This window comes from Gammaproteobacteria bacterium, assembly GCA_028817225.1.
Taxonomy (GTDB): Bacteria; Pseudomonadota; Gammaproteobacteria; order Poriferisulfidales; family Oxydemutatoraceae; genus Oxydemutator.
The window spans coordinates 1-24,204 of record JAPPQC010000057.1 but is presented as its reverse complement, the minus strand read 5'-3'; the positions used below and the strand labels follow the sequence as shown (position 1 = coordinate 24,204).

The following is a 24,204-nucleotide window of genomic DNA, read 5'->3' as shown; positions in this document are numbered from 1 at the left end:
CGCGCGGCCACCGCCGGGCAAAGCCCGCGAGGCCCGCCGGCGGCGGCGGCGGCGCGGCCTGCGTGCGCGCCCGCGCCTTGCGGGCCTTTCGTTTGTTCTTGCCAGCCATGCCTGATTCCGGAAGCCGATGATGCGCGAGCCCTGCCAACAGGCCCTGTTTCGCTGTTATAATAGCACATCACCCACAACCAACCATTTGACAAATCATGGCAAGAGTTACTGTTGAAGACTGTCTCGACAAACTGGGCAACCACTTCAAGGTGGTGCAGGTGGCGGGGCACCGCGCGCGCCAACTGGAAACCGGCACCGCCCCCCTGGTCGAGCCGCAAGGCGACAAGTCCACGGTCATCGCGCTGCGCGAGATCGCCGAGGGCCTGATTAACGAAGACATCCTGGACGAGCCGATCGGCGGCTTGGGCGACCTCGACAGCGAACTGTCGCAACTGTTCACCCGCGTCGAGCCGGGGCCGATGCTGGCCGTCGAGGAATCCGGCGAAGACGCCCGGGAAACCGGCGCCACGGATGAAGCCGGCGACGAGACCGGCGGCGCCGAAGAAACCGAAGAAACGCCGGAGGCGTAACACCCGCCGGTGACGGGCGACCGATGAGCGTTGCGCGCAACCCCGACATCGCCGGCGCGCCCGCCGCGCCGCCGGCGGCCCCCGCCGAAGACTACTTTCTCGCCTCCGGCCTGCGCGGCACGCTTGAGGAATACCTGAGCGCGGGCGAAATCCGCGATGTGCACAGGGCCTGCCGCTTCGGCGCCGAGGCGCACACCGGGCAGACGCGGCGCTCCGGCGAGCCGTACATCCACCACCCCATCGAGGTCGCGCGCACGATGGCCGGGCTGCGCCTCGACAAGGTGACGCTGATTGCCGGCCTGCTGCACGATGTGCTCGAAGACACGCACATCACACGGCAGAAACTGCGCGCCGAGTTCGGCGACGAGGTCGCGCGCGTGGTCGAGGGCGTCAGCAAGCTGCAGGGGCTGGACTTCGTCAGCGTCGAGGTCGAGCAAGCCGAGAATTTCCAGAAGATGATGCTGGCGGTGGCGATGGACTTGCGCGTCATCCTCGTCAAGATCGCCGACCGCCTGCACAACATGCGAACGCTCGAGCACATGCCGCCGCACCGGCAAAAGGCCATCGCCAGGGAGACGCTTGAAATCTACGCGCCGCTGGCGCTGCGCCTCGGCATGGGCGATGTGCGCCTTGAGTTCGAGGACCTCGCGTTCCGGACGCTCCACCCGCGGCGCCACGGCGCGCTTGCGAAAGGCGTGCGTGAGCGCGCCGGCAACCGCCTGGAACTGATGGAAAAGGCCGTCGCCAGGATACGCTTTCACCTGCACGAGTCCGGCGTTCCGTGCCAGGTGCAGGGGCGGCGCAAGCACCTCTACAGCATCTACCGCAAGATGAAGGAGAAAAACCTCCCGTTCTCCGAGGTGCTCGACATCTTCGCGGTGCGCCTGGTGGTGGACAGCGTCGAGGACTGCTACCGCGCGCTCGGCCTGATGCACAATTTCTACAAGCCGGTGCCGGGCCGCTTCAAGGACTACATCGCGATTCCGAAGGCCAACGGCTACCAGTCGCTGCACACGATACTGTTCGGCCCGCAGGGCGCGCTGATGGAGACGCAAATCCGCACGCGCGAGATGGACGAGGTGGCGCAGACCGGCGTCGCCGCCTACGCGCTCTACAAGATCAACGACTCGCGCCGTTTCGCCGGCGCCGTCAAGACGCAGGAATGGCTGCAAAGCCTGTTCAATTTCCAGCGCGGCGCCGGCGACTCGCTGGAATTCATGGAGCACCTGAAGGCCGACCTGATACCGGACGACATCTATGTGTTCACGCCGAACGGCGAGATCATGGCGCTGCCGAAGAAGGCGACGGCGCTCGACTTCGCGTTCGCCGTGCACACCGACCTCGGCCTGTCGGCGAGCGGCGTCCGCATCAACCGGCGCCTCGGCATGCTGAGCGCGGTGCTGCAAAGCGGCCAGACCGTCGAGATCATTTCGTCGGAAAACGCCCGCCCCAACCCCGGCTGGCTCAGCTTCGCCGTCACCGCCAAGGCGCGCTCCGCGATACGCCATTACCTGAAGGACATCCGCGACGACGAGGCCGTCAAACTCGGCAAGCACCTGCTGAACGAGGCGCTGCGCAACTACCAGACCAGCCTCGGCGAAATCGGCAAGGACTGGTTCGACAGGATACTCGGCGCGCTCGACATCCCCGGGCGCGACGCGCTGTTCCGCGAAATCGGCCTCGGCAACCAGATTCCGCAGTTGATCGCGGCGCGCCTCGCCGACTCCGACCGCCGCGCCGAAAGGCCGGTTGAGATTGCGCGCTCGGCGGTGCCGCGGGGCGCGCGCGGCCTCGTCGTCACCTACGCCAAATGCTGCTACCCGATTCCGGGCGACACCGTCATCGGCATCATGAACCCGGGCAAGGGGCTGGTCGTGCACCGCGACGGCTGCCCGAACGCGGCGGCGGCGGCGCGCAAGAGAAAAGACAGCGTCATCCCGCTGCAATGGACCGGCGACGGCGCGCCGGACGACGAATACTCCGCCGCCATCCGCGCCGTCACCCACCACCAGCGCGGCGTGCTCGCGAGCATCGCCGCCAAAGTCGCCGGCATGGGCTCCAACATCGAGAACATCTCGTTCGAGGAGCGCGGCACCGAGACCGCGGCGATCACCTTCGTCATCAGCGTCAAAAGCAGGGCGCAACTCGAGAAGATCATGCGCGGGATTGTCAACGCGGTCGAGGGAACCAAGGTTCACAGAATCGGTTTCCGCGAGGAAACCGGCGCAAGCCACTGACACGGAGGGCACGATGGCCAGAAAAACGATACAAACCAGCCGCGCGCCGCAGGCAATCGGCACCTATTCGCAGGCGGTGCGGGCGGGCGACACGGTGTACCTGTCCGGCCAGATTCCGCTCGAGCCGAAGACGATGGAGATGGTCGGGGGCGACATCCGGGCGCAGGCGCACCAGGTGTTCACCAACCTGGCGGCGGTCGCCAACGCCGCCGGCGGCGGCCTCGGCGACATCGTCAAACTCACCGTCTATCTCACCGACCTGAAGGACTTTCCGATCATCAACGAGGTCATGAGCGAGTATTTCAAGACGCCCTACCCGGCGCGCGCCGCGGTCGGCGTCGCCGCGCTGCCGAAGGGCGCCGGCGTTGAAATCGAAGCGATCATGCACCCGGGCTGAGCGGGCGCGCCGCGCCGCGCCGCAATGAAGGTCACGGAACTCAAGGGAGTCGGCCCCGGCACCGCGGCGCGCCTCGAAAAACTCGGCCTGCACACCGTCGAGGACCTGCTGTTTCACTTCCCGCTGCGCTACCAGGACAAGACGCGCATCGCGCCAATCGGCGGCCTGGCGCCGGGGCAAACGGCGCTGATCGAGGGCTGCGTTGAATCGGCGCAAATCGCCTACACCGGGCGGCGCGTGCTGGTGGTGCGCGTGTCGGACGCAAGCGGCCAACTGCAACTGCGGTTCTTCCATTTCTCGATGGCGCAGCAGGCCGGTTTCAGGCCGGGGCAGAAACTGTGCGCCTACGGCGAGGTGCGCGCCGCGCGCGCCGCGCTTGAAATCATCCACCCCGAATACCGCCTGCTCGCCGACGACCTGCAAACGCCGACCGACGCGCACTACACGCCGGTCTATCCGGCGACCGAGGGGCTGCACCAGAAAAGCCTTCGCAAACTGACGCAGGCCGCCATTGAGTGGTTCGGCCAACCCGGCAACGGCCTTGAGGAACTGCTGCCCGCCGAATGCGCGCAGCAACTCGGCGACGGCGCCGCCGCGATTTCGGCGCAGCAGGCGATCGGCCTGCTGCACAAGCCGCCCGCCGGAACCGACCTGGCGGCGCTGACCGAAGGCCGCCACCCGGCGCGCAAACGCCTTGTGTTCGAGGAATTGCTCGCCAACATCCTGAGCCTGAAGCGGCTGCGCGCCAAAAGCCGCCGCCACAAGGCCGAGGCGCTGGCGTGCGAAGGCCGCCTGTTCGCGCGACTGGTCAAAAGCCTGCCGTTCACGCTGACCGGCGCGCAGGACAAGGTCATCGGCGAGATACTCGGCGATTTGCGCACGCCGTCGCCGATGATGCGCCTGGTGCAGGGCGATGTCGGTTCGGGCAAGACGGTCGTCGCCACCGCCGCGCTGCTGCAGGCGATCGAGGGCGGCTTTCAGGCGGCGCTGATGGCGCCGACCGAAATCCTCGCCGAGCAGCACCACAACAACCTGCGCGAATGGCTCGAGCCGCTCGGCGTGCGCGTTTGCATCGTGTCGGCGCGGCAGAAGGCGCGCACGCGCCAGGCAGTGCTGCGCCAGATACGCCAGGGCCAGGCGCAACTGGTCACCGGCACGCACGCGCTGTTTCAGGAGGCGGTCGAGTTCTCGAACCTGGCGCTGATTGTCGTGGACGAGCAGCACCGCTTCGGCGTGCACCAGCGCCTGCTGCTGAAGGAAAAGGGCGCGCGCGGCGATTGCCGTCCGCACCAGTTGATCATGACGGCGACGCCCATCCCGCGCAGTCTGGCGATGACGATGTACGCCGACCTTGATTACTCCGTCATTGACGCGCTGCCGCCCGGGCGCAAGCAGATCAAGACCGTCGCGCTGCCGGAACAGCGCCGCGACGAGGTCATCGAGCGCCTGCACGAGTCGTGCCGCGACGGCGTGCAGGCCTACTGGGTGTGCCCGCTGATCGAGGAGTCGGAATCGCTGCAATGCCGCGCCGCCGAGGAAAGCCACCGCTACCTGAGCGGCGTCATGCCCGGCTTCCGGCTGGGGCTGATACACGGCAATCTCGGCGGCGACGAGAAAGAGTCGGTGATGCGCGCCTTCAAGGCCGGCGACATCCATGTGCTGGTGGCGACGACCGTCATCGAGGTCGGCGTGGATGTGCCGAACGCGACGCTGATGATCATAGACAACGCCGAGCGCCTCGGCCTCGCGCAACTCCACCAGTTGCGCGGGCGCGTCGGGCGCGGCGAGCGCCAGAGCACCTGCGTGCTGCTCTATGCCCCGCCGCTGTCGGAGAAAGCGGCGCGGCGCATCGGCGTGATGCGAAAATCCGGCGACGGCTTCGAGATCGCCGCCGAAGACATGCGGCTGCGCGGCCCCGGCGAGATTCTCGGCACCCGCCAGGCCGGGCAGATTCATTTCCGGGTCGCCGACCTGTCGCAGGACGCCGGGCAGATACGGCAGGTGCTGCAAGTGGCCGACGGTTTCCTCGAACGCCACCCGCAGCGCGCCGACAAACTGATTGAACGCTGGCTTGGCCGGTTTTCCCGCTACGCCGAAGTCTGATTCAGCCGAAGACGCCGACCGCCATCGTCACCAGAAAGACGACGAGCAGCAGCGCCAGCGCGCCCATCGCCGCCCGCGCCGCCACGCCGCCGCCAATCTCGCGCCACACCGCCGCGCCGAACGCCAGACCGGCGGCGGTAACGCCGAACGCGGCCCAGTAAAGCGCAAACACGCAACCGCTGCGGCACACGCGCCCGTCGAAGGTGCCCGACAGCAACTGCGCCACCAGCACCACCGTCAGCAGCCAGCCGACAACGGCGCACACCGCCGGCGCCGCGCTCTTGAAGTGGATGTTCACAGGGTTTTCTTCTCCATGCCGCCCGTTCCGGCTATTGTAGCGCCGAAGGGGATGTTTTGCAGGCGCTCGCCGCAAGGGCCGTCCCGCGCGCCGCCGGCCCGTCAGTAATGCAGCAGCAAAAACGCCGCGAGGGCGGCGAGGACGACGACGATGAAGACCGACAGCCGCGCGCTGTCGCGCTGCGCCAGCGCCGCCAGCGCCGGCCACAGCGCCCGGCCCGGCGCGCGCCCGGCGCACGCGCGCCGCAGCGCCGCCGCCGCCGGCGCGGCGAGCGCGCCGGACAGCGCCGGCAGTTTGCGGTAGAACCAGTCGGTGTCGAGGCTGATGGTCGGCGTGCGCTTCAGCAGCGGCAGCATCACGAAAAACGCCAGCGCCGACAGCAGCAGCAGTTCCAGTTGCGCCGCGACATGCGTGCCGGCGTAGGGCGCGTAATCAACCGGGTGCGGCAGCAACCCGTACAGCAGCGGCGGAAAGACGCCGACCGCCAGGCACAGCAGCGCGAAGAAAATCATCGCCAACTGCATGTTGACCGGCGGGTCGTCCGGCTCGTCGCCGGCGGGCTTTCTGCGGAAAAACACAAACCACGGAAACTTGATGCCGGCGTGCAGAAAAACGCCCGCCGACGCCGCCACCAGCAGCAGCCAGGTCCAGGTCATCGCGGCGCCGTGCGCGGCCTCGCTGATGAGCGCCTTCGACACAAAGCCCGATGTCAGCGGCATCGCCGAAATCGAGACGGCGCCGACGACGCCGCAAATCGTCGTCACCTTCATCGTCGCGTAGAGGCCGCCGAGTTCGTCGCACTTCCTGCGCCCGCTCATGTAGAGAACGCTGCCCGCCGACATCAGCAGCAGCGCCTTGTAGATGATGTGCGCGGAGGCGTGGGCGGCGGCGCCGTTGACGGCCAGTTCGGTGCCGATGCCGGCGCCCACCACCATGAAGCCGACCTGGTTGACGATGCTGTAGGCGAGAATGCGGCGCATGTCGTTTTCAAGCAGCGCATAGACGATGCCGTAGAAAATCATGTACAACCCGATCGGCACCAGAATATCGCTGCCGGCGAACACCGCCAGCAGCGCGAACACCGCCGACTTCGTCGTGAACGCGGACAAAAACACCGTGCCGCCGGGGCTGGCCTCGGGGTAGGCGTCGGCCACCCACGCCGACAGCGGCGGCGCGCCGGCGTTCAGCAGCACGCCGGCCAGTATCATCCATTCGTGAAACGCCGCCGGCGCGACGGCGCGCAGCGAGGCGTCGCCGCTTTCGCCGACCAGCCCGGCGATGCCGTACAGCAGCACGACGCCGCCCAGTATGTGCAGCAGCAGGTAGCGCCGGCCCGCCGCCGCCGACGCCGGCGTCGCCGCGGCGAAGACAATCAGCGTCGAGGCAATCGCCATCAACTCCCAGAAGATGAAAAATGTGATGAAGTCGCCGCACAACGAAACCGTCACCGCGCCGCCCGCGCACAGCGACGCGCCGGCCAGTTCGCTCTTCTTCGCCTGCCGCATCGCGAACATCATGCCGCCGAGCGTCATCACCGAGAAGGTGACGGCAAACAGCCGTCCGAGCGGCGTCACCTGCAGCGGCGTGATGTCGTAACCCATGAAGCGCCAGTGCAGCGCGGCGCCCTCCGGCAGCAGCGCCGCCAGCAGCAGCATCGCCAGCGGCGGCAGCAGCAGCAGCCTTTTGGCGGCGCCGACAAAACACGCCAGCGGCGCCGCCGCCAGCATGATGAAGCCGGGGGGAATCAGCCAGTCCGTCATCGCCGCTCCGCCGCGCCGCTGTCGCGCCGGTCGCCCTGCCCGGCATCGCGCCTGTCATCGCGTCCGTCATCAGGCCCATCGGCGCGCGCATCATAATAGTCGTCCTTTCTTTTCAGCACCTTGCCAAGCGCCAGCGCCGCGACAATCAGCACGACGCAACTGCCGAAACCAAACCACGCATAAAAGCCGAAACCGTAACCGGAATAGCCGCCGACCAGAAATTCCAGCAGAACAATCAGCACAACGCCCGCAACAATCGCGGGCAACGGCGGTTTCAGGTCCACAACACACCTCCCGCCCCAGGCACAGGCAACGGTGTTTCCAAACCCACAGCGCACCCCGCCCCAGGCACAGGCAACGGCGTTTCCAAACCCACAGCACGCCCCGCCCCAGTCAAACAATACCGGTTCACGGCGCGCCTCCGGCATCTCCGGCGGAGAACCCCGGCACCGCCGCGGTGAACCCGGCCACCGCGTCCACCGCGAAGAACAGCACCGCGCACATCAGCGCCGGCAGCAGCATCGCAATCAGCATCGCCGTCGGCGCCTCGCGCCGCGCCGCGGGCCGCCGCACATCCGCCACCGGCGCCTCGGCCACAAAGAAAGCGCGGTATATCACCGGCGCCAGGTATGCCGCGCTCAGCGCGCTGCCGGCAATCAGCACCGCCGCCGGCAGGTAGCCGCCGACCGCGACCGACCCCTCCAGCAGAAACCACTTGCTGCTGAAACCCGCCAGCGGCGGCAGCCCGACAATCACCAGCGCCGCGACCGTGAACAGCCCCATCGTCCACGGCATCGCGCGGCCAATGCCGCGCATTTCATCCAGCCGGGTCTTGCCGCTCGCCGTCTGAATCGCGCCCGCCGCGAAAAACAGCGTAATCTTGCCGAAGCCGTGCGCCAGCAGATGCAGCACCGCGCCCAGCAGCGCCGCCGGCTTCAGCAGCGCGGCGCCGAGAAGAATGTAGGAGAGTTGGCCGATGGTTGACCAGGCCAGCATTTTTTTCAGGCTGGTCTGGCGCAGCGCGACAACCGACGCGGCGATGATTGTGAACGAGGCGATATAAACCAGCCAGTCGCCGGCCCCCGCGCCCGCCAGCAAATCAACGCCGAAGATGTAGAGGATGATCTTGACAATCGCAAAGACGCCGGCCTTGACCACCGCCACCGCGTGCAGCAGCGCGCTGACCGGCACCGGCGCGACCATCGCGCGCGGCAGCCAGCCGTGCAGCGGCATCACCGCCGCCTTCGACGCGCCGAACACCACCAGCAGCAGCAGCCACTTGACCTGCTCATCGCCGATGCGCCCGTCGAGAATGCCGCCGGGAACGAAGTCCAGCGTGCCGGCGGCGAGGTATATCCACACCATCGCCGCCAGCAGCAGCAGCGTCGAGGAGCCGACCAGAACGGCCAGATAAAACCGCCCCGCCGCCAGCGCCTCGCGGCTGCGGCTGTGCGTGACCAGCGGGTAGGTGCAGAAAGTCAGCACCTCGTAGAAGATGAACAGCGTCAGCAGGTTGCCGGCAAACGCCACCGCCAGCGCGCAGCCGATGGAGAGGTTGTAATACACCAGAAACGAAGTCATCCTGGGCGCGCGGTTCTGATACAGATACGCCAGCGAATACAGCATGCTGACCGGCCACAGCACGCACACGAGGCCGGCGAAAACCAGCCCCACCGGCTCCGGCGCGAAAGCGATGCCGGCGCCCGGCACGATTTGCGTCAGTTGCAGCGACGCCGGCCCGCCCGCCAGCAGCAGCAGCGCCGCCGGCGCGACAAAAGGCGTCAGCAGGTTCAGCGCGTCGCGCAGCGCGGGCACGCGGTGGAACAGCACCGTCAGCGCCGCCAGCGCGAACGGGCTTGCGATGCACGCCATCAGCAGCGTCTCGTTTGTGATCATCGCCGTCATGCGCGCAGGTGCTCAGCCCAGCAGCGTCCCGGCGATGCCGAGGCAGGCCCGCGTCAGCCACGACGGGTTGACGCCGACAAAAAAGTTCAGCGCAATCAGCGCCCATGTCGTCAGCAGCATGACCGGCGGTGCTTCGGCGGTCTTGCCGTCGCCGCCGTTGTCGTCTTCCGCGGCGCGGCGGTCTTCGTTGCCCGACGCGCCTTCGCCGCTCACGCCGCCCTCGCCGCTCACACGGCCCGCGCCGCCTTCAGCGCCGCGAAAATACGCGGCCTCGACCAGCCGCCAGCCGTAGGCCGCGCTCATCAGCGAACCGGCGAGTATCACAAACGCCGGCAGCCACAGGTTGGCCTCCAGCACCGCGCTGACCAGATACCACTTGCTGACAAAACCCGATGTCAGCGGCAGCCCGACCAGGCTGACGGCGCCGGCGACGATGGCCGCCGCCGTCCACGGCATCCGCGACGACAGCCCGGCCAGGTCGGAAAGACGGCAGGCGCCGGCGCGATAGACGACGCAGCCGAGCGCCATGAACAGCGAGACCTTGATGATCGCGTGGTTGAACAGGTGCACCAGCCCGGCGGCAAGCCCCGTCTGCGTAACCAGCGCGACGCCGAGCACGATGTAGCCGATTTGGGCGACGCTGGAATACGCCATCATGCGCTTGACCTGCCGCTGAAAGATGGCGAGGCCGGAGCCGGCGACGATGGCGGCGGGCGCCAGCACCATCATCACATCCGGCAGCGCCGCCGAAAACGACGCCGCGTCGAAAACCCCGAACAACAGCCGAATCAATATGTACAGCGCGACCTTGGTGCCGGTGCCGGACAGCACCGCGGCGATCGCCGACGGCGCATGGGCGTAGGCGTTCGGCAGCCACAGATGCAGCGGAAACAGCGCGGCCTTCAGCAGCAGCCCGGCGCCGATGAAGCCGAGCGCGGCGACGACGGCGGGCGAACCCAGCGCCGGCTGCAAACGCGGCGCCATGTCCGACAGGTTCAGCGTGCCGGTCACGAGGTAGAGATAGCCGATGCCGAGAAGAAACAGCGCCGCGCCGGTGGTGCCCATCAGCAGGTAGCGAAAGGCCGCCGTCAGCGCGCGCGGCGTGCGCGCCGACGCCACCAGCGCGTAACCCGCAATCGAGGCCATCTCCAGAAACACGAAGATGTTGAACAGGTCGTCGGTCATCGCGACGCCGAAAAAACCGGACTGGCAAATCAGCAGCGCGCTGTAAACCGGCTGCAAGCGGCGCCCGCGCAGTTCGCGCCCGAAACTGCGCCCGGCATAGACGACGCCAGCCAGAAAAACCGTGCTCAGCACCAGCGCCATCAGCGCGTTGACGGGCGCGACCTTGTAGGCGATGCCCCACGGCGGCTGCCAGCCGCCGACCGCGTATTCAAGCACCAAGCCGCCGCCGGTGCGAACAAACAGCGTCACGCTGAACACCAGCGCGGCGGCGCTGACGGCCATCGCCAGCCACCACACCAGCCGCGCGTCGCGCACCAGCAGGCACAGCGCCGCGGCAATCAGCGGCGCCACCACCAGCAACATCGGCAGTTGCGCCAGCAGCGTGTCGGTGACGGTCGCGGACATCAGTCCTCGTCGCGTTCGAGATGGGCGATGAGGCGGTCGTCGAGGCTGCCGCAGACGCGGCTGATGCGAATCGCAAGCGCCAGCCCCAGCGCGGTCGAGGCGACGGCGACGACAATCGCCGTCAGAATCAGCACATGCGGCAGCGGATTGGCGTACACCTCGATGCCGGGCGCCAGCACCGGCGCGCTGCCGCCGCCGACCTTGCCCATCAGGATAAAGAAGATGAAGATCGAGACTTGCAGCAGGTTCAGCCCGATCAGTTTCTTGACCAGGTTGTCGTAGGCGATCATGATGTAAAAACCCGTCATCATCAGAAAGACGACGGCGAGGTGGTGGTAACCCTGCAGCAGACTCTCCATCACGCCGGCTCCCCCGCGTCCGTCAGCAGATAGAAAACCAGCATGACGACGCCGACGATGGTGACGCCGACGCCGAGTTCAATCGCGAAGATGCCGATGTGCTGCCCCGACAGCGGCTGCTGCGCGAGCACCGAGTAGTCGAGAAAGGCCGCGCCCCGCAGCAGCGAGGCGACGCCGGTCAGCGCGTAGAGCAGCACGCCGAACGCCGACAGCACCTCGGCGGTGCGCCGCGACAGCACCGTCTGCGCCTTCTCGATGCCGTAAGTCAGCGCGTAGAGTATCAGCCCGACCGAGAAAATAACGCCGGCCTGAAAGCCGCCGCCCGGCCCGTAGTCGCCGTGAAACTGCACATACAGCGCGTAGAGCAGCGTCGTCGGCGCCAGCGTGTGCGCGGTCTCGCGCAGAATCGGGTTGCGGGTGATGAACGCCACCTTACCCTTCCCCGCGCCGCCCCGATTGCCCCGATTGCCCGAACCGCTCCAGCACAATCATCACGCCGACGCCGGCGGTGAAAATAACGCAGACCTCGCCCAGTGTGTCCAGCCCGCGGTAACTCGCCAGCACCGAAGTCACGACATTCGGCGGCCCGACCTCGGCGGCGGAATGCTTGATGTAGTAGCGCGCGACATGGTCGTGCAGCGCCAGCGACGCATCGCCCAGCCACGGAAAATCCAGCATCGAATAAAACAGCAGCCAGCCGGTGGCCGCCGCCAGCACCAGCCCCAGCACCCGGCGCGACGGCGCGTAGGCATACTGCCTGCCGCTCGCGGCGATGGTCGTCAGAAAGAAGATGGTGCTGACGCCGGCGCCGACCGCGGCCTCGGTGAAGGCGACATCGGGCGCGTCGAGCGACAGAAACAGCGCCGCCGTCAGCAAACTGGATATGCCGGCCAGAAACGCCGCCGAAAACAGGTTGTCGGTGCGCGCGATGATGACCGCGGCAACGGCGGACAGCGTCAGCAGCGCGCACCCCAGCAGTTGGCCGCTCATGGTTCCGGGTTGCTGTGCAGATAAGTCTTGAAAATCGCGTGAATCGCCGCCGGCGCGGTCACCAGCAGAAACACGATGATCAGCCCGATTTTCAGCGCGCCCGCGCCCGACCCCGACAACAGCGCCAGCGCAATCAGTATCTGCATCGTGCCGAACACATCAATCAGCCCGGCGGCGTGCGCGCGCGTCGTGAAGTCCGGCATCCGCAGCATGCCGATGGCGCCGATCAGCACAAAGGCGCAACCCGAAACCGCCAGCACCCCGGCGGCGATGTCAAGCGGGTTCATCGCCGTCCCCGCGCGGCCCCGGCCACCGCAGCCTGCGCTTGCTGAACAACCGCAAAATGGCGATGGTCGCGACAAAATTGACCAGCGCATACAACAGCGCGATGTCCACGAAGACATCGCGCCGCGACAGCAGCCCGATGGCCGCAATCAGCGCGATGGACAGCGTGCCGAACACATTGATTGCGAGCACCTGGTCAAACAGGCGGCGCGCGCGCGCCGTGTGTATCAGCACCAGCAGCATCGCCGTCAGCAGCGCGACCAGTATCACGCCGACGATGATGTCGAGCGCCGCGTCCGGCGTTGTCATTGCGCCCTCCGCCGCGTCAGATGCGCGACCTGTTTTGCAAACCCGCCGGCGCGCAGTTTCTCCGCGCCCTCTTCGGTCAGCGCGTGCACGCGGATGGTGTCGCCGTCAAAGTCGGCGCTGATGGTGCCGGGCGTCAGCGTGATCGAGTTGGCCTGGACAACGCGCAGCAGCGCGTCGTCGTGCACCGCCGCAACATCCACAAAACACGGGCTGATGGGCAGTTTCGGCGTCAGGATGCGGCGCGCCACATCGCAGTTCGCGACGATGATGCGCCACAGCAGCCACAGCGCGTAGAACGGCAGTTTCAGGTAAAAACCGGGCCGGTGCAGGCCGGCGCCGACAACGCCCATGCGCGCCGACAGCACCGTGACCAGCGCCGCGCTGGCCGCCCCCAGCGACACCAGCAGCGCGCCGTAGTGGCCGGAGATGACAAGCCAGAAACCCAGCAGCAACAGGAAAATGAAAAAGCGCCTCGAATGGGCGGGTGCGTTCATTGCGCGATTATACAGGATGAACGCGCGGCGTCATCTGGCGCGGCGTTATCGGCCCTTTGCGCCGTCTCCGCCATGTCTCCGCCATTCGGCGGCGCGCCGATTGGCCTTTCGCGTTGTCCTCGCCATCCGGCGACGCGCTGTTATTGGCTTTTCACGCCGTCGTCGCCATCCGGCGGCGCATTGTCAGGCGTTGCCGCCGCCGTGCGCGCCGCGAGTTCGGCCTCAATCGCCGCCTCGGCGCGGCCCGCCGGACGCCACTGCGCGGCCAGCGCCAGCGCCTTGCGCGCGCCGTCGTCGTTGCCGCAGCGCAGCGCGCAGCGCGCCGCCAGCAGACAGGCCGCGCGCTGCGCCGCGTCGCCGGGCGTGTTGGCGACTTCCCACAGCGGTTTGTACGCGGCGGCGTAGTCGCCGGCGATATACGCCAGCAGCGCGCCGGCAAAACGCCGCGACGCGCGCCTCTTGTAATAACTCTGATGACCGGCGAACAACCGCCCCGGAAGATGCCACACCGAAGACAGCAACCGCGACAACAGCCACAACGCCAGCCACGCACCCGCCAGCGACAGCACCGCGACACCCCACGCGGCGGCGACGCGCCACTCGCCCGCGGTGACGACAACCTCGCCCGGATACTGCAACGACAACAGCACCACCGCGGTGACGCCCGCAAAGAGCAATGTCAGCAACAACAGCAGCCGTTTCATTGTGCCTCCGCAGGCGGCGCCCGGTGCTCGCAGTGCACCGACGCATCACCAATCAACCGCCGTTTCATCGCGCCTCCGCAGGCGGCGGCCCGAACGCGGCGCCGATTGACGGCGGGCGCCATTGCATCTCAAGCGAACGCAGATGCGCCAAGCCGTCGCGCAGCGCCGCATCGTCGTCGCTGTCGGCGGCCAGCCGCGCGGCATCGCCGGTCAGCGCGTCAAACGCCTGCGCGTCGTTTTCAAGCGCCGCAAGACGCGCGCGCATCAGCAGGTGGCGCAGCAGCCGCGTGTTGTCCGGCGACGGCGCGGCGCGTCGCTCGACGCGCACAGCGGCCTTCAACTGCTCCGGCAGGCGCGCGAGAAAGCGGCTCCAATAGCCTGAATCGGTGTCGGTGTTGCCGTTGTTTGCACCTGTGTTCGCGCCATTGGCGAGCGCGGGTTCCGGCCCGGCGCCCGTGTCCGCGTCCGCGCCACTGACCGGTTCCAGCATCGCCAGCAGTTCGCCAATCAGCGGCACGGCGCGGCGCGGTGATTGGGCCGCGTATTCGGTCAGCCGCGCGATGTCATCGTTCAGCGCGTCGCGCGCCGCCTCCATGCCGGGCATCGTCTCGATTTCGCGCAGAGTGCGCTGCAACAGTTCCAGCGCCTTGTCCGGCGCGTGCGCGATTTCAAGCAGACGCCGCGCCGCCGACAGTCGCTCATCCAGGCCGGCCCATGTCAGCGTTTCGCGCAGATGCGCGGCGCGCTCTTCGGCGGATGCCAGACGGCGTTCCAGTTCGGCGGCGGCCTGCTCCGCCTGCCGCCGCCGTTCGGCCAGCGCTTCGGCCTGTGCTTCGGCCCGCGCCTCGGCCTGCGCGGCGGCGCGCGCTTCATCCTGTGCGCCGGCATCATCGGGCGCGGACGGCGGCGCGGCGGCGAACCAATCGGTCATCATCGCCGGCCACGGCGCATCGCGCAGCCACCATGCCAACGCAGTCGCCGACACCGCGACCGCCGCCAAAACCGGCACAATCCATTTACGCAAAGTCATATCGCGCCATTATAAGAGCACGCCACAAGAGCACGCCGCGCCGGGCGGCGCGGTCAGTGTTTGCGCCACCAGCGGACGACGGCGTCGAGCATGTCCTCGTCCACCGGGCTGCGCGCGATGACGGGCGGCGTGCGAAAGCCGAGGTGCTCGTGCAAACCGGCCATCGCCGCGCTGCCGAGCGCCACCGTGATGGCGGTCAGCGCGTAGCGCGACGCCGGCGCGGTGAGGTCGGACAGGTTCTGCAAACTCTCGGCGCTTGCCGACAGGATCACATCCGGGTCGTCGGGCGTGCCGAACAGCAGCCGCACGCCGGACGGCTTGCGCCGCCGGTACACCTCGGCGTAATCCACCTCGACGCCGCGCGCGCGCAGCGTGTTTGCCAGCAATTCATTGCCGCCCTCGCCGCGAAACACCAGCACGCTGCCGCTGTCGAGATTCCTGACCGCGGCGGTTTCCAGCAGCGCCTCGCTGCCCGCGGCCCGCACCGGATTGACGACACTTGCGACACCTTCAAGCGCAAGACGCTCGCCGGTCTTGACGCCGACCGCGGCGACCGGCACATCCGCCGGCAGCGAAACACCGGCGACGCGCAGCAGGTTGAACCCGGCCTCGACCGCGTTGCGGCTGACGAACACAACCAGGCGGTAACGCCGCAAATCGCGCACCAGCGCAAGGTTTTCGGGCGTCTCGCCGCAATCCACAATCTCCATGCACGGACGGCGAATCACATCGGCGCCGGCCCGTTCAAGCAGCGCCGACAAATGCCCGGCAAGATGCACCGGACGGGTGACCATCACGCGCAGATTCTCAAGCGGCGGGCGCGGCGACATTGTTCAACCGGGAAAATGCGCCGGGCGCGCGGCCATCGTGCGCGGGTTCCCAAACGGCGAATGCGGCGACATCGTTCAGCCGGCGGACGATGGCGCGGCAGCCTGTTCAGCAAACGCCGCAAGCAACTCGCCCGCTCCCTGCGACAGCAGCGCCTCGGCGGCGGCGGCGGCCAGTTGTGCGCCGTCGTGCGCCGCGCCGTCGCGTTCATCGCGCAGCATGCGCCGCCCGGCGATGTCGCCGACCAGCGCGCGCAAACGCAAGACGCCGCCGTGCAGCGACGCATGGGCCGCCAGCGGCCAGCGGCAGTCGGCGCCGAGGCGCCGCGCCAGCGCGCGTTCGGTCTCAATGCAAACGCGCGTCGGCGCATCGTCCAGCGCGCGCACCAACGGCAACACCGCGTCGTCACCGGCGCGGCATTCAATGCCGATGGCGCCCTGGCCGACGGCGGGCAGGCTGACATCGTGCGGCAGCGTGCGGCGGATGCGCGCATCAAGGCCGAGCCGCTTGAGGCCGGCGCCGGCCAGAATCAGGCCGTCGTATTCGCCGGCATCAAGTTTTGCAAGGCGGGTGCCGACATTGCCGTGCAGTTCGGCGACCGACAGGCGCGGGTAGCGGTGGCGTATCTGGCACTGCCGGCGCAGGCTGGCGGTGCCGATGACGGCGTTGTCCGGCAGTTGTTCAAGGCTGTCGTGCGCGTTGCAGACCAACACATCGGAGGCGTCCTCACGCGCCATCACCGCCGCGATGACCAGGCCGCCGGGCAGTTGCCCCGGCACATCCTTCATTGAGTGAACCGCGATGTCGGCGCGCCCGTCCAGCAGGCCGCGCTCCAGTTCCCTGGTGAACAGCCCCTTGCCGCCGGCGGGTGCCGCGTGCGCCGCGTGCGTGTCAGTCTGCGCCGCGTGCGTGTCCGCAGTGCGCCGCGCCGTGTCGCCGCGCGTCGTCATCGGCACGGTTTCGACCCGCAGTTCCGGAAACCGCGCCCGCAGCGCCGCCGCCGCCAATTCCGTCTGGCGCAGCGCCAGCGGACTCTTGCGCGTGGCAATACGAATGGTTGCGTGCATCGGCCAAGTATAAAGAACCGGGCGAAAAACCGGAAAAGGCGCCGGATTCCCGCTTTCGGGAAATCCGGGACATCGGCACCGACGCCCGGCGTCGGGAAAGCCGCCCGGCCCGCCCGGCCCGCCCGGACAAAAGAAAGGCCGCCCAAAGGCGGCCTTTCCGTTGCTATGCGCGCGGCTTTATCCGCCGCGCCGGATGACATGCTCGTTCCTCGCGCTCAGGTACACCTCAAACTGCTTCATGAACTCGCGCAGCCCCGGCACATGGCGCCTGCTGACCGGGAATTTCTTGCGAAAGCCCTTCAGCGCCACCGACACGCGCCCCTTTGAATCCCTTTCAAAAGACTCGATGAACTCCTTGTTGACGAGCGCGTTGCGGTGGATGCGGATGATGCGGTCACCGAACTCCTGCTCCAGGTTCCTCAGCGGGTCGTCAATCAGGTTGCGCCCGCCGGTGTGATAGACCACCGTGTACTTGTGGTCGGACTTGAACATGATGATGTTCTTGATGGCAATCAACTCCAGCGCGTTGCCGACGCGGCAGTACAGATGGCTGCGCGTCCTGCCGTACGGCGACGGCTCCCGCACCTCCAGCGGCCCGCGGTGATATTGCAGCAGTTCCAGTTTGTTCTGCAACTGCTCGCGCATCACCGGCTTCAGCAGGTAGCCGGCGGCGTCGAGGCCGAACGCCGCGAAGGCGTGCTGCACATAGGCGGTCGTGAAGATCACCTGCGGCGGGCGGTCGGTGCCGCGGATGTGGTAGGCGGCCTCGAGGCCGTCCATGCCGGGCATGTGGATGTCCATCAGCACCACATCCACATCCAGTTCGTCCACCTTGCGCACGGCGTCCAGGCCGTTGCCCGCGTGCCCGGCCACATAACAGCCCGGCACATCGCCGACCATCTTGCTGAGCCGCTCACAGGCGTATTTCTCGTCATCCACGATTAGTATGCGTATCATTTTCTTTCTCCAGGGGAATGTTGATTTTTACGCGGTATTCCTGCGTTCGCCGCTCGTCGTCAAAAACAAAGTCGCCGCCGTATGCCTGCGCCAGGCGCAGGCGGATGTTGTTGCGCGCGACGCGGTTGCCGCGCCGGCGGTGGCGTCCGCCGTCGTTGACGGGATTGCGAATGTCAAACACCAGGCGGCGCCCGGCACCGGTCACGGCGACACGCACGGTGCCGCCGGCGACGCGGGTCTCGACGCCGTGGTAGATTGCATTCTCAATCAACGGCTGCAACATGATGGACGGAACCCGTATGCGCGCGGTGTCGCCGCAGTCAAGGCGCCATTCCACCCGCAGCCGATCCCCCAGCCGCAGGCGCTCCATCTCCACATAGCATTGCGCCATCCGTATTTCCTCGGCCAGCGAGGTTTGTGTTTCCTGGAACAGCATCATCCTGAAAATTTCAGACAGATTGCCCAGATTAGCCTCGGCGAGTTCGGGATGCGGCTTGATTAGACTGATGGTCGCATTCAGGGTATTGAACAGAAAATGGTAGCGAATACGGTGCAGTAGGACCTCGCCGCCGGCGTCGTCGCGGGGCGGCGCCGGGGCCGGGGCCGCGCCGCCGCGCCTGGCGCCGGCGCGGCACAGCAGCCGCAGGCCGGCGCCGGCGGCGGCGCAGGCGGCCAGTTGCACCAGCAGCACAAGGTCGAGCCAGCGCGCGGCGCCGGTGCGCGGCGGCGCCGCGGCATAAATTGCAAGCAGGGCTGAGGCGGCGGCGAATGCAATTCCGCAAAGCAGGTACAGGCTTCTTTTCAGAGTGGCCCGGTTCAGGGGCGTTGGCCGCGCGCTGTCCTCATCCCGCCGGGATGGGGGCCGCATTTTCGGTTTTCTCTGTTGTTGGTATTATGGTGCCCGGAAGGGCGCGGAAATCCGCGTCTGGAGCGCGGCCATCATAGACGAAACCGACGAGACACGCCACCCATGAGCAAAAAGCAACGAGAATCCGGCGCATTGCGGGGCCGCTTCGGCGGGGCCGCCGACCGCCGCGTCGAGCGTTTCACGGCGTCGGTGCACTGCGACCGCAGGCTTTACGCCGAGGACATTGAGGGTTCCATCGCGCACGCCGCCGCCCTTGAGCGCGCCGGCGTGCTGAGCGCCGACGAGGCGCGCGCCGTCACGCGCGGGCTGCAGGCGATACGCGCCGAAATCGAGGAAGGCCGCTTTGACTGGAAGGAATCGCTTGAAGATGTGCACATGAACATCGAGGCGCGTTTGATCGAGACCGTCGGCGAAGCCGGCAAGAAACTGCACACCGGGCGTTCGCGCAACGACCAGGTCGCGACCGACCTGCGGCTTTACCTGAAACGCCAGACGGGCGTGATGCGCGCCGAGATACGCAGGCTTCAGGCCGGGATTGTCGCCGTCGCCGAGCGCGAGGCCGCCAGCGTGATGCCGGCGTTCACGCACTTGCAGGTGGCGCAGCCGGTCACTTTCGGCCACCATTTGATGGCGTGGTTCGAGATGCTCAGGCGCGACGACGCGCGCTTCGGCGAAGTGCGCGCGCGCATCAATGTGCTGCCGCTCGGCAGCGCCGCCTGCGCCGGCGCCAACTACCCGATAGACCGCCGCCATGTCGCCGCGCTGCTCGGCTTCGGCGCGGTGTCCGCCAACTCGCTTGATGCGGTGTCCGACCGCGACTTCGCCATTGAGTTCTGCGCGGCGTGCGCGCTGCTGATGACGCACCTGTCGCGGTTCTGCGAGGAACTGGTGCTGTGGTCGTCGCAGCAGTTCAACTTCATCGCGCTGGCCGACCGTTTCTGCACCGGCTCCTCGATCATGCCGCAGAAGAAGAACCCGGATGTGGCCGAACTGGTGCGCGGCAAGAGCGCGCGCGTTGTCGGCGCGCTGACGGCGCTGCTGGCGCTGATGAAGGCGCAGCCCCTCGCCTACAACCGCGACAACCAGGAAGACAAGGAAATCCTGTTCGACGCGCTCGACACGACGCTCGACTGCGCCGCCATCATGGCCGACATGATGCCGGCCATCAAGGTCAACCGCGAACGCATGCGCGACGCCGCGCAGGGCGGCTTCTCGACCGCCACCGACCTCGCCGACCATCTGGTGTCGCTGAAGGTGCCTTTCCGCGACGCCCACCGCGCCGTCGCCGCGGCGGTCAAACTGGCCGCCGACAGCGGGCGCTCGCTCGACCAGTTGACGGCGGAGGAATTCTCGAAACTGTGCCCGCAGGCCGGCGAAATCGCGTCGGTGCTGCAACCCGAGGAGTCGTTGCGGATGAAGCAGACCGAAGGCGGCGCGGCGCCGGAGTCGGTCGAGAAGCAAATCGCCGCCGCGCGCGACTACCTGGCCGGCGCGCCGCCGCCGTAGGCGCAGGCGCAACCGCAACTGTGGCGCGCGGCGCCGTCAGCCGCCGCCGCAAAGCGCGGCGCGGCAGACACAAGCGTAAAGCATCACGCCGTCAGTCGTCGCCGAAGAGGCCGTCCAGCCACTGCGACAGCACGGCCAGCACCTTCGCGTCCACCGAATGGCCGAGGCGCGCGTGTTCGTGCCACTCGACGCGGAAACCGGCCTCTTCCAGGCGGTGGCGCGACAGCCGCGCGTAATGCACCGGCAGCGTCAGGTCGAGCCTGCCGTGCACCAGCAGCACCGGCGTGCGCGGCGACGGCGGCAACTGCTCGCCGCGCGGCAACCACCCCGACAGCACAAACACACCGCGCAGCGCGTTCGGGTTGCGGCACAGGTAATGCAGCGCCGCGGCGCCGCCCTGCGAGAAACCGCCGATGACGACGCGCTCCGGCGGCAGCCCGCGCCGCGCCAATGTCTTGAGCAATGCGTCCAGCGCGGCGCGCGTCTCGTCCAGCCCCCGCCAGTCCTCCTCGCCGTTGTCGCCGTAGGTGTGGATGTCGAACCACGCCGGCACCGTCAGCCCGCCGGCGATGGTGATGCGGCGCAGCGGCGCGCGCGGCACGACAAAAGTCAGGCGGTCGCGGCAGCCGGGCGAAACGCCGTCGGCGAGCGGCACCAGGTCTTCGTGGTTGGCGCCGAGGCCGTGCAGCAGGATAACCGCGCCGCGCGCGCCATCGGCGTCGCGGGCGTCAAGCCACAGCGGCTGCGGGTCGGCGCCGGACAACGGTCGCGGCCTTCGGGACGGGCGGCGGGGTTACTGGATGGTTTCCTCGAGGCTGTCCGACTGCCCGAGGTTGTCCACCCAACTTAATTTGATCTTGCCGCCCTTCTCGCCGCCGTCAAAGCGAAAGGCGATGTACGGGTTTTTGGAAACGCCCGTTCCCCAGTACGCCTCGAACACCTTCTCGCCCTTGTACTCGCCGACGACTTTCTGGATGAAATGCGCGGGTATCGTCTCGCCGCTGTCGCGGTCCTGGCGGCGCCCGGTTTCCATCGGGTGCGTAATCAGCGCCTTGACGACGACGACGCCGTTGTCGCGGCGCGCGCGCATCTTGATGGTTTTGGCCACCGGCGCGGCCTCAGGAGCAGCCGCCCGCGGTTACGCGCACCGTGCGGCGGTCACTGTAATAACGCCCGCCGGCCTTGACCAGCGCGATGACATCGGAGGTTTCCCGCACCTTCAGGTTGGTCGCGATGTAGGCGTGGCTCTGGCCGTGCAGCATGAACTGCGAGGTCAGCGGCACCGGGTTTTTCTCGACCAGCAGCGTGATGGATTCCACATTGTCAAGCGCGGTCTCCACCTCGACGCGCACCGCGCCGCCGTCCTCGGCGATGCCCGGCGCCTTCAGCGTGACGGCGCCCTGCTCCACATCGCCGCCGGTGATGATGTCAAGCGCCTGCTGCAAGACGGTCGTCTCAAAGGCCTCCTTCGGCCAGTTGGCCGACAGCGCGGCGGGTGCCAGCGACGCCGCCAGCGCGGCGAGACTGCGGTGCAGGAATTGTCTGCGGTTTTTGTTCATTTTTTGCCCCGGTGTTACACTGGAAAGAGGCATGATTATACCACGACCACGAATGCCGCGAATGCCGCGAATGCGCTTGCAGCGGCGGCGGACAGTGCGGCTGCCCGCAGCGCTCGCCGTGCTGCTGGTTGTCGCGGCGCTGTCGTCGTGCGGGCAAACCGGCGACCTCTACCTGCCCGACGAAAACGAACATTCCCGCAAGCAATGAACGAGGAGTTCAACGCCTGCCCCCGGCTGCGGCGCGAGGGCGGGCGCCTGCGTCTTGACGGCGTCGCCCTTGACGACATCGCGCGCCAGTTCGGCACGCCGGTCTATGTGTATTCGCGCGCCGGCATCGAGGACAACTGGCGGCGCATCAACGCGGCGTTCGGCGCGCGCGACCACCTGGTGTGCTACGCCGTCAAGGCGTGTTCCAACATCGCCGTGCTCGATGTGCTGGCGCGGCTCGGCAGCGGCTTTGACATTGTCTCCGGCGGCGAACTCGAGCGCGTGATGAAGGCCGGCGGCGACCCGGCCAAAGTGGTGTTTTCCGGCGTCGGCAAGCAACCGTGGGAGATTGAGCGGGCGCTGCGCGCCGGCATCCACTGCTTCAATGTTGAATCCGCCGCCGAACTCGCGCAAATCGAGCAGGCCGCGGGCGACATCAACCGCGCCGCGCCGGTTTCCGTGCGCGTCAACCCGGATGTGGACGCCAACACCCACCCGTACATCGCCACCGGCCTGCGCGACGGCAAGTTCGGCGTCGGCATCGCCGAGGCCGAGGCGCTGTACGACGAGATACAGCGCAGTTCGCTGCTCAACGCGCGCGGCGTGGACTGCCACATCGGCTCGCAGGTTTCCGAAATCGCGCCCTACCGCGAGGCGCTGCAATCCACCGTCGCGCTCGCCGACCGCCTCGTGCAACGCGGCGTCAGCATCGCGCATCTCGACATCGGCGGCGGTTTCGGCATCGCCTACCCGGACGCCAGCCCGCCGCCGGTCGAGGACTACATCGCCGCCGTCGTTGACGCCGTCGGCAGGCGCCCGTACCGCATCATCACCGAGCCGGGGCGCGCGGTGGCCGGCAGCGCGGGCCTGCTGCTGACCGCCGTGCTGCACCGCAAGCGCAACGGCGGCAAGGACTTTGCGGTGGTGGACGCGGCGATGAACGATCTGCTGAGGCCGGCGCTGTACCAGGCGCGCCACGACATCGTCGCGGTGCGGCGGCGCGGCGGCGAGACGCAGGCGTTCGATGTCGTCGGCCCGGTCTGCGAGACCGGCGACACATTCGGCCAGGCGCATCTCGCGGACGCGCGCCGCGGCGACTTGCTGGCACTGCTGTCGGCGGGCGCCTACGGCTTCTCGATGGCGGGCAACTACAACTCAAGAACACGCCCCGCCGAGGTCATCGTGGACGGCGGCGAAGCCCACCTCGTGCGCCTGCGCGAAAGCATCCAGGATTTGATTGAGGGCGAATGCCTGCTGCCCTGACATGATGGACAGAATCACCGAACCGGAACTGATGGACGACGCCGCGCAGGCGCGCGCCTACGCCACCGCCGACTTTGAGCAGGCGCACTCGGAAATCATGCGCCATTTCACGCGCTGCCTGGCCGCGCACCCGCCCGCCGTTGACGGCGGCGCCGACGGCGCCTTCGACGCCGTGGACCTCGGCTGCGGCGACGCCGACATCGCCGTGCGGCTGGCGAAACTCCACCGCCGCGCGCGCGTTGCCGCAGTGGACGGCGCGCGCGAAATGCTGCGCCACGCGCAACGGCGGATTGACGCGGCGGGCGTCGGCGAGCGCGTGCGCACGGCGCTGGCGGTGCTGCCGCAGATGCCGCTGCCGGAGCGCGCCTGCGATGTCATCATCTCAAACAGCCTGCTGCACCACCTGCACGACCCGCAGGTGCTGTGGCGCACGGCGCGCCGCCTCGGCAAACCCGGCGCCTGCGTCTTCATCGCCGACCTGTCGCGCCCGGACAACCCGGCGCAGGTCGAGGCGCTGGTCAAACGCCACGCCGCCAACGAAGACCCGATTTTGCAGCGCGACTTCCACAACTCGCTGCTGGCGGCCTTCACGCCGGCGGAGGTGGAAAACCAGTTGCAGGAGGCGGGGCTTGGCCACTTCGCCGTGTGCACAATAGACGACCACCACCTGACCGTCTGCGGCGCGCTTGAAGTCTGAGACCGCGCCCAACGCCCGCGATGACCGCGCGGGTTGTCCGCAGAATGGCGGGTTGCGTGGCAGGTGCGATGGCAGGCGGCGTGGTAGGCGCGGCTGGACTCGAACCAGCGACCCCCACCATGTGAAGATGGTGCTCTAACCAACTGAGCTACGCGCCCGCCGCCGCCCGGCATTGTCCGGCGCAACGGGTTGGAAAGTCAAGGCGTGGCG

At 67.8% G+C, this 24,204-nt stretch carries 27 protein-coding genes, 1 tRNA gene and 1 pseudogene; 8 read left to right on the top strand and 21 right to left on the bottom strand.

Annotation, left to right across the window (positions count from 1 at the left end):
* Window positions 1-206: 206 nt before the first annotated feature.
* The 4 genes and pseudogenes from rpoZ (at window position 207) to recG (ending at window position 5,318) form a co-directional block, all read left to right on the top strand.
* Window positions 207-392 (top strand): annotated as a pseudogene (rpoZ, locus tag OXU50_08220) (DNA-directed RNA polymerase subunit omega).
* 212 nt (window positions 393-604) lie between these two features.
* Window positions 605-2,818 carry a bifunctional (p)ppGpp synthetase/guanosine-3',5'-bis(diphosphate) 3'-pyrophosphohydrolase gene (locus OXU50_08215; GenBank protein ID MDD9869853.1) on the top strand — a complete coding sequence of 738 codons (2,214 nt, stop codon included), beginning with the start codon at window positions 605-607 and terminating at the stop codon, window positions 2,816-2,818.
* A 13-nt stretch (window positions 2,819-2,831) separates the two neighbouring features.
* Window positions 2,832-3,215 (top strand): RidA family protein, encoded by a 384-nt coding sequence (locus tag OXU50_08210; protein ID MDD9869852.1) that lies wholly within the window; start codon window positions 2,832-2,834, stop codon window positions 3,213-3,215.
* A 24-nt stretch (window positions 3,216-3,239) separates the two neighbouring features.
* Entirely contained in the window at window positions 3,240-5,318 is a 2,079-nt protein-coding gene (gene recG / locus OXU50_08205; GenBank protein ID MDD9869851.1) for an ATP-dependent DNA helicase RecG, read from the top strand.
* 1 nt (window position 5,319) lies between these two features.
* Here the strand turns inward: recG and OXU50_08200 are convergent, their stop codons facing one another.
* From OXU50_08200 to OXU50_08120, 17 genes are all read right to left on the bottom strand, one after another.
* On the bottom strand, window positions 5,320-5,616 hold the full coding sequence (locus OXU50_08200) for a hypothetical protein (GenBank protein MDD9869850.1): 297 nt from the start codon (window positions 5,614-5,616) through the stop codon (window positions 5,320-5,322).
* Between the two features lie 101 nt (window positions 5,617-5,717).
* Window positions 5,718-7,376 (bottom strand): Na(+)/H(+) antiporter subunit D, encoded by a 1,659-nt coding sequence (locus tag OXU50_08195; protein MDD9869849.1) that lies wholly within the window; start codon window positions 7,374-7,376, stop codon window positions 5,718-5,720.
* A complete protein-coding gene (locus tag OXU50_08190) occupies window positions 7,373-7,642 on the bottom strand; it encodes a hypothetical protein (GenBank protein MDD9869848.1) in 270 nt (89 codons plus the stop codon). The genes OXU50_08195 and OXU50_08190 overlap by 4 nt, the downstream gene beginning before the upstream one ends.
* 142 nt (window positions 7,643-7,784) lie before the next feature.
* On the bottom strand, window positions 7,785-9,281 hold the full coding sequence (locus tag OXU50_08185; protein ID MDD9869847.1) for a proton-conducting transporter membrane subunit: 1,497 nt from the start codon (window positions 9,279-9,281) through the stop codon (window positions 7,785-7,787).
* Window positions 9,282-9,293: 12 nt separating this feature from the next.
* Window positions 9,294-10,871 (bottom strand): proton-conducting transporter membrane subunit, encoded by a 1,578-nt coding sequence (locus OXU50_08180; protein ID MDD9869846.1) that lies wholly within the window; start codon window positions 10,869-10,871, stop codon window positions 9,294-9,296.
* Window positions 10,871-11,230, bottom strand: a complete 360-nt coding sequence (locus OXU50_08175; protein ID MDD9869845.1) for a cation:proton antiporter subunit C — start codon at window positions 11,228-11,230, stop codon at window positions 10,871-10,873. Before OXU50_08175 ends, OXU50_08180 begins: the two co-directional genes overlap by 1 nt.
* Window positions 11,230-11,661 (bottom strand): Na(+)/H(+) antiporter subunit B, encoded by a 432-nt coding sequence (locus tag OXU50_08170; GenBank protein ID MDD9869844.1) that lies wholly within the window; start codon window positions 11,659-11,661, stop codon window positions 11,230-11,232. The genes OXU50_08175 and OXU50_08170 overlap by 1 nt, the downstream gene beginning before the upstream one ends.
* Window position 11,662: 1 nt before the next feature.
* Window positions 11,663-12,220 (bottom strand): DUF4040 domain-containing protein, encoded by a 558-nt coding sequence (locus OXU50_08165; GenBank protein MDD9869843.1) that lies wholly within the window; start codon window positions 12,218-12,220, stop codon window positions 11,663-11,665.
* Window positions 12,217-12,507 carry a monovalent cation/H(+) antiporter subunit G gene (gene mnhG / locus OXU50_08160; GenBank protein ID MDD9869842.1) on the bottom strand — a complete coding sequence of 97 codons (291 nt, stop codon included), beginning with the start codon at window positions 12,505-12,507 and terminating at the stop codon, window positions 12,217-12,219. Before mnhG ends, OXU50_08165 begins: the two co-directional genes overlap by 4 nt.
* A complete protein-coding gene (locus OXU50_08155; GenBank protein MDD9869841.1) occupies window positions 12,494-12,814 on the bottom strand; it encodes a monovalent cation/H+ antiporter complex subunit F in 321 nt (106 codons plus the stop codon). The genes mnhG and OXU50_08155 overlap by 14 nt, the downstream gene beginning before the upstream one ends.
* Window positions 12,811-13,308, bottom strand: coding sequence for a Na+/H+ antiporter subunit E (locus tag OXU50_08150; GenBank protein MDD9869840.1), 498 nt, complete (start codon window positions 13,306-13,308; stop codon window positions 12,811-12,813). The genes OXU50_08155 and OXU50_08150 overlap by 4 nt, the downstream gene beginning before the upstream one ends.
* Window positions 13,309-13,448: 140 nt before the next feature.
* Window positions 13,449-14,012, bottom strand: coding sequence for a hypothetical protein (locus OXU50_08145; GenBank protein MDD9869839.1), 564 nt, complete (start codon window positions 14,010-14,012; stop codon window positions 13,449-13,451).
* A 64-nt stretch (window positions 14,013-14,076) separates the two neighbouring features.
* Window positions 14,077-15,042: a hypothetical protein gene (locus tag OXU50_08140; protein MDD9869838.1), complete on the bottom strand. Its 966-nt coding sequence runs from the start codon at window positions 15,040-15,042 to the stop codon at window positions 14,077-14,079.
* A 53-nt stretch (window positions 15,043-15,095) separates the two neighbouring features.
* Window positions 15,096-15,872, bottom strand: a complete 777-nt coding sequence (locus OXU50_08135; GenBank protein MDD9869837.1) for a uroporphyrinogen-III synthase — start codon at window positions 15,870-15,872, stop codon at window positions 15,096-15,098.
* 75 nt (window positions 15,873-15,947) lie between these two features.
* A complete protein-coding gene (gene hemC / locus OXU50_08130) occupies window positions 15,948-16,937 on the bottom strand; it encodes a hydroxymethylbilane synthase (protein MDD9869836.1) in 990 nt (329 codons plus the stop codon).
* Between the two features lie 177 nt (window positions 16,938-17,114).
* Complete coding sequence (locus OXU50_08125; GenBank protein ID MDD9869835.1) at window positions 17,115-17,894, bottom strand: LytTR family DNA-binding domain-containing protein; 780 nt, start codon at window positions 17,892-17,894, stop codon at window positions 17,115-17,117.
* Window positions 17,869-18,762 (bottom strand): histidine kinase, encoded by an 894-nt coding sequence (locus OXU50_08120; GenBank protein ID MDD9869834.1) that lies wholly within the window; start codon window positions 18,760-18,762, stop codon window positions 17,869-17,871. Before OXU50_08120 ends, OXU50_08125 begins: the two co-directional genes overlap by 26 nt.
* A 102-nt stretch (window positions 18,763-18,864) precedes the next feature.
* Here OXU50_08120 and argH point away from each other — a divergent pair, with 102 nt between their 5' ends.
* Window positions 18,865-20,268, top strand: a complete 1,404-nt coding sequence (argH, locus tag OXU50_08115) for an argininosuccinate lyase (GenBank protein MDD9869833.1) — start codon at window positions 18,865-18,867, stop codon at window positions 20,266-20,268.
* Between the two features lie 91 nt (window positions 20,269-20,359).
* Here the strand turns inward: argH and OXU50_08110 are convergent, their stop codons facing one another.
* From OXU50_08110 to soxY, 3 genes are read right to left on the bottom strand one after another with little or no spacing between them, the layout of a single operon-like run.
* Window positions 20,360-21,031 (bottom strand): carboxylesterase, encoded by a 672-nt coding sequence (locus OXU50_08110; protein MDD9869832.1) that lies wholly within the window; start codon window positions 21,029-21,031, stop codon window positions 20,360-20,362.
* A gap of 30 nt (window positions 21,032-21,061) precedes the next feature.
* Complete coding sequence (soxZ, locus tag OXU50_08105) at window positions 21,062-21,376, bottom strand: thiosulfate oxidation carrier complex protein SoxZ (GenBank protein MDD9869831.1); 315 nt, start codon at window positions 21,374-21,376, stop codon at window positions 21,062-21,064.
* A 10-nt stretch (window positions 21,377-21,386) separates the two neighbouring features.
* Window positions 21,387-21,827, bottom strand: coding sequence for a thiosulfate oxidation carrier protein SoxY (gene soxY, locus OXU50_08100; GenBank protein MDD9869830.1), 441 nt, complete (start codon window positions 21,825-21,827; stop codon window positions 21,387-21,389).
* Window positions 21,828-21,897: 70 nt separating this feature from the next.
* Between soxY and OXU50_08095 the strand changes: the two genes are divergently transcribed.
* The 3 genes from OXU50_08095 to OXU50_08085 are packed head-to-tail and all read left to right on the top strand — an operon-like array spanning window position 21,898 to window position 23,994.
* Window positions 21,898-22,035 (top strand): lipoprotein, encoded by a 138-nt coding sequence (locus tag OXU50_08095; protein ID MDD9869829.1) that lies wholly within the window; start codon window positions 21,898-21,900, stop codon window positions 22,033-22,035.
* Window positions 22,032-23,297, top strand: coding sequence for a diaminopimelate decarboxylase (gene lysA / locus OXU50_08090; protein ID MDD9869828.1), 1,266 nt, complete (start codon window positions 22,032-22,034; stop codon window positions 23,295-23,297). Before OXU50_08095 ends, lysA begins: the two co-directional genes overlap by 4 nt.
* 1 nt (window position 23,298) lies before the next feature.
* Window positions 23,299-23,994, top strand: a complete 696-nt coding sequence (locus OXU50_08085) for a class I SAM-dependent methyltransferase (protein MDD9869827.1) — start codon at window positions 23,299-23,301, stop codon at window positions 23,992-23,994.
* An 81-nt stretch (window positions 23,995-24,075) separates the two neighbouring features.
* Here the strand turns inward: OXU50_08085 and OXU50_08080 are convergent.
* Window positions 24,076-24,152, bottom strand: a tRNA-Val gene (locus OXU50_08080).
* Window positions 24,153-24,204 lie beyond the last annotated feature (52 nt).